We start from the raw sequence: 4,499 nt of genomic DNA on the forward strand, positions 1-4,499 counted from the left end.
TCGGCGCGGCGTTTGGTGCTGGTGCCGGTGACGTCGTCGCCGTCCACGCGCACCGCTCCCCGGGTGGGTTCGGCGAGGCACCCGGCGATCTGGAGGAGGCTGGACTTTCCGGCCCCGCTCCGGCCGCAGACCACCACGGCCTCTCCGCGTTCGATCCGCAGGCAGGCCTCCCGGACGGCCACGACCCGGGCCTGGCCCGAACCGTACTCCCGGACCACCCCGTCCATCTCCAGGGCCGCCGTCGTGTTCCTGATATGTACATGTTCGCGAGCTGTCGCCATCGCTGTCCGATTTCTTTGAGGGGTGCGGCGGTGGTTCGTGCGCGGTACCTCGTTATTACCGTTTCCGGAATGCCCAAGCCTCAGGGGCGTGGCCGATCTCCGGGTTTGACCTCAACGTTTGTTGAGGTTCTACGGTTCATGGCACCAACCCCGACAGAAGCCGGTGGACGACCATGAGCATGGAAGTAGCTGCGTGGAACTCGATCTACCACGCGATGCACGCACGCGAGGACCAACGCCCCTTCTCCCTTCCCCTCCTACGCCGGATCGGCTCCTTCGCCAGGCCCCACGCACGGCACCTGGTCTGGTTCCTGGCCCTGAGCGTGGTCACCGCCGTCCTGACCGTGGCCTCCCCGCTCCTGGCCGGAAGGGTCGTCAACGCCATCACCGGCGGCGGCGCCCTGGACACGGTGCTGTTCCTGGCCGGACTCATCGCCGCCGTCGCGATCCTGGAAGCCGCCCTGAAACTGGTGGTGCGCTGGCTCTCGGCCCGGGTCGGCGAGGGACTCATCCTGGACCTGCGCACGACCGTCTACGACCACGTCCAGCGCATGCCGGTCGCCTTCTTCACCCGCACACGCACCGGAGCCCTGGTCAGCCGCCTCAACAACGACGTCATCGGCGCCCAGCGCGCCTTCAGCGACGTGCTCTCCGGCGTGATGAGCAACCTGGTCACCCTGGTCCTGGCCCTGGGCGTCATGCTCACCCTGTCCTGGCAGATCACCCTGATCACGCTCGCCCTGCTGCCGCTGTTCGTGGTCCCCGCCCGCCGCATGGGCGCCCGCCTGGCCCGGATCGAACGCGAACGCGCCCTGCACAACGCGACCATGGGCACCCAGATGACCGAGCGCTTCTCCGCGCCCGGCGCCACCCTGGTCAAGCTCTTCGGACGTCCCGACGAGGAGGCGGCCGAGTTCGCCCGCAGGGCCGGCCGGGTCCGCGACATCGGCGTGCGCACCGCCATGGTCCAGGAGGTCTTCTTCACCGCCCTGACCCTGGTCTCCGCGCTCGCCCTCGCCCTGGTCTACGGCCTGGGCGGCTTCTACGCCCTGCGCGGCCAACTGGACGCGGGCACCGTGGTGTCCATGGGCATGCTCCTGACCCGCCTGTACGCACCGCTCACCGCCCTGGCCAGCGCCCGCGTCGAGGTCATGAGCGCCCTGGTCAGCTTCAGCCGGGTCTTCGAGGTCCTGGACCTCAAGCCACTGGTGGCGGAGAGAAAGGACGCCGCGACGGTCCCCGAGGGGCCGGTCTCGGTGGAGTTCGACGACGTCACCTTCGCCTACCCCACCGCCGACAAGGTGTCCCTGGCCTCCCTGGAGGAGGTCGCCGTCCTGGACACCACCGACCAGAGCGACGTCCTGCACGGTGTGTCCTTCCGGATCGAACCCGGCCAGACCGTGGCCCTGGTCGGCTCCTCCGGCGCGGGCAAGTCCACCATCGCCCAGCTGGCCCCGCGCCTGTACGACGTGGACTCCGGCGCCGTGCGCCTGGCCGGGAAGGACGTGCGCGACCTGTCCTTCGCCTCCATGCGCGCCACCCTGGGCATGGTCACCCAGGACGGGCACCTGTTCCACGAGTCCATCCGCGCCAACCTGTCGCTGGTGCGGCCCGAGGCCACCGAGGAGGAGCTGTGGGACGTTCTGTGCCGCGCCCGCCTGGACGCCCTCGTCGCCTCCCTGCCCGACGGGCTGGACACCGTGGTCGGCGAGCGCGGGTACCGCTTCTCCGGCGGTGAGCGCCAGCGCCTGACCATCGCCCGCCTGCTGCTGGCCGAGCCCGAGGTGGTCATCCTCGACGAGGCGACCTCGGCACTGGACTCCACCTCCGAGGCGGCGGTGCAGGCCGCCCTGGCCGAGGCGCTGGAGGGGCGGACCGCACTGGTCATCGCCCACCGCCTCTCCACCGTCCGCGCCGCCGACGCCATCCTGGTGGTCGAGGCCGGGCGGATCGTGGAGCGCGGCACCCACACCGAGCTGCTCGCCCGCGGCGGCCGCTACGCCGAGCTGTACCGGACCCAGTTCGCCACCGACGAGGCCGAACCGGTCACGGCCGGATAGCCCCCCGCCCCCTGATCCCCGTCCCCCGGTGGCGCCACACCGGGGGACGGTCCCGTTGGCGGGCCGCGCTCAAAGGTGGCGCACGACGCGGGCCGGGTTGCCCACCGCCACCACGTTGGCGGGCAGGTCCCTCACCACCACCGCACCGGCGCCCACCACGGTGTTCTCCCCGATCGTCACGCCGGGGCAGACGATGACGCCGCCACCCAGCCACACGTTGTCGCCGATGGTGATCGGCTCGGCGGCCTCCCACTTGGCGCGCCGCTGTTCGGGGTCCACGGGGTGGGTGGGGGTGAGCAGCTGCACGTTCGGGCCGATCTGCACGTCGGCGCCGATGCGGATCGGGGCCACGTCCAGCATCACCGCGCCGCAGTTGACGAACGTACGCGGCCCGACGCTGATCTGGTAGCCGTAGTCCACCCGCAGCGGCGGGCGGATCCAGGTGTCCTCGCCCAGCTCGCCCACCAGCTCCGCGAGGAGCCGTCCGCGGTCCGGGTCGTCGACGGAGGAGTTGTTGAACGCCTCGGCGCGCTTCTCCGCCCGGATGAGATCGGCCTGGAGTTCGGGGTCGTCGGCGAGGTAGAGCTCACCGGCGAGCATGCGTTCCTTCTGGCTGGCCACCACGGTCCCTTCGATTCGGATGCCGTTCGACCCTAGTCCCGGCGCCGACACGGGAGGGGCCGCCCCCCGGCGGCGGACGAGTGCGCCCACGCGCCGCGGGCACCGCGATCGCGGCCGGACCCGCCTCAGTCCAGGCAGAACTCGTTGCCCTCGGGGTCGGCCATCACGATGAAACCGGTCTCCATCGGCGGCTCGGGCTCGTGGCGGCGCACCCGCGTCGCCCCCAGCGGCAGGAGCCGTGCGCACTCGGCCTCCAGCGCCGCCATCCGCTCCTCCCCCAGCAGCCCGGGAGCCGCGCGGACGTCGAGGTGGAGGCGGTTCTTGGTGACCTTGTCCTCCGGCACCTGCTGGAAGAACAGCCGTGGGCCGCGCCCCTCGGGGTCCTCGATGGCTGACCTCGTGTTGCGCTGCTCCTTTGGTATGCCGAGCCGGTCGAGGAAGTCCTCCCACGCGGCCAGCGGGTCGGCGCCCTCGGGCAGGTCGGCGCCGGGCGGGCCGGGGTGGACGTAGCCCAGCACGTCGCGCCAGAAGGACGACAGCGCCCGCGGGTCGTGGGCGTCGAAGGTGATCTGGACGTCGGGGCTCATCGGTTCGCTCCGTTCTCGGCGGACTTCGTGTGCGGGTAGAGGTCGCGCAGCAGGCAGACCTCGGACAAGTGGTGGATCAGCTCGCGGTGGACGTGCGGCACCAGGTCCGCCATGGGCGGCTCGGGGTGGGGCTCCTTGGCGCCGACCGGGGCCCGCAGCGCGGCCGCGCGCTCCAGAAATCCCGCGCCGGCGACCAGAAGTACTCGTCGTCGGTCAGGCCCTCGAACCGGGGGCGGATGTGGTGGTTCCAGTGGAACTCCCACTGCTCGCGCAGCGTCTGGTTCCAGTCGGGTTCTGCCCTGTCCATGGAGCCACTCTGACACCCCTCGCGGACAGGATCGGTCCGCTATCTCTGGCAGGGTGGGTCACATGGACGCGGCGGGCGGCGACGAACGCGGTACGACGGAGCGGGTGCTCACACTGCTCGGGCTGTTGCAGCAGCGCCGGGTCTGGACCGGCTCCGCACTCGCCGACCGGCTCGGGGTCACGCCGCGCACGGTACGGCGCGACGTCGACCGGCTGCGCGCGCTCGGCTACCCGGTGCACGCCAGCCAGGGCGTCGGCGGCGGCTACCAGCTCGGTCCGGGCCNTGCTGCTGGACGACGAGGAGGCGATCGCCACCGTGGTCTCGCTGCTTGCCGGGGCGGGTGGTGTGGACGGCGGCGCGGGCGACGCCGCGCTGCGGGCGCTGACCAAGCTCGACCGGGTGCTGCCCACCCGGTTGCGGCACCAGGTACGCGCGCTCTCCGGTTCGGTGGAGTCCTTCGGCGCGGGCCGCACACCGGTCAACCCCGAGGTGCTCATGACGCTGGCCAGGGCCTGCCGTGACGAGGTCGAGGCCGGTTTCGACTACCCGTCCGGGAACGGGGTGCGACGGCGGCGGGTCGAACCCCACCGCCTGGTCGCCTCCGAACGGCGCTGGTACCTGCTCGCCTACGACCTCGACCGCG

4 protein-coding genes and 1 pseudogene (1 of these 5 running past the window's edge) are annotated in these 4,499 nt (G+C 71.8%); 2 read left to right on the forward strand and 3 right to left on the reverse strand.

What is annotated here, in order from left to right:
• Positions 1–281: the 5' portion of an ATP-binding cassette domain-containing protein gene (locus D455_RS35760; protein ID WP_338037805.1), read on the reverse strand. 112 nt of this gene lie to the left of the window's left edge; only the first 281 of its 393 coding nucleotides appear in the window; its start codon is at positions 279–281; its stop codon lies beyond the left edge, outside the window.
• A gap of 173 nt (positions 282–454) precedes the next feature.
• Between D455_RS35760 and D455_RS0101430 the strand changes: the two genes are divergently transcribed.
• Positions 455–2,341 carry an ABC transporter ATP-binding protein gene (locus D455_RS0101430; RefSeq protein WP_026122207.1) on the forward strand — a complete coding sequence of 629 codons (1,887 nt, stop codon included), beginning with the start codon at positions 455–457 and terminating at the stop codon, positions 2,339–2,341.
• A 69-nt stretch (positions 2,342–2,410) separates the two neighbouring features.
• On the opposite strand, the gene D455_RS0101435 is transcribed toward D455_RS0101430, so the two are convergent.
• A complete protein-coding gene (locus tag D455_RS0101435) occupies positions 2,411–2,941 on the reverse strand; it encodes a sugar O-acetyltransferase (RefSeq protein ID WP_193789408.1) in 531 nt (176 codons plus the stop codon).
• Positions 2,942–3,087: 146 nt separating this feature from the next.
• Entirely contained in the window at positions 3,088–3,549 is a 462-nt protein-coding gene (locus D455_RS0101440; protein WP_017568982.1) for a VOC family protein, read from the reverse strand.
• Between the two features lie 369 nt (positions 3,550–3,918).
• Here D455_RS0101440 and D455_RS35975 point away from each other — a divergent pair.
• Positions 3,919–4,499 (forward strand): annotated as a pseudogene (locus tag D455_RS35975) (helix-turn-helix transcriptional regulator); the annotation flags it as partial.

The sequence above is a fragment of the Nocardiopsis halotolerans DSM 44410 genome (assembly GCF_000341065.1).
Taxonomy (GTDB): domain Bacteria; phylum Actinomycetota; class Actinomycetes; order Streptosporangiales; family Streptosporangiaceae; genus Nocardiopsis; species Nocardiopsis halotolerans.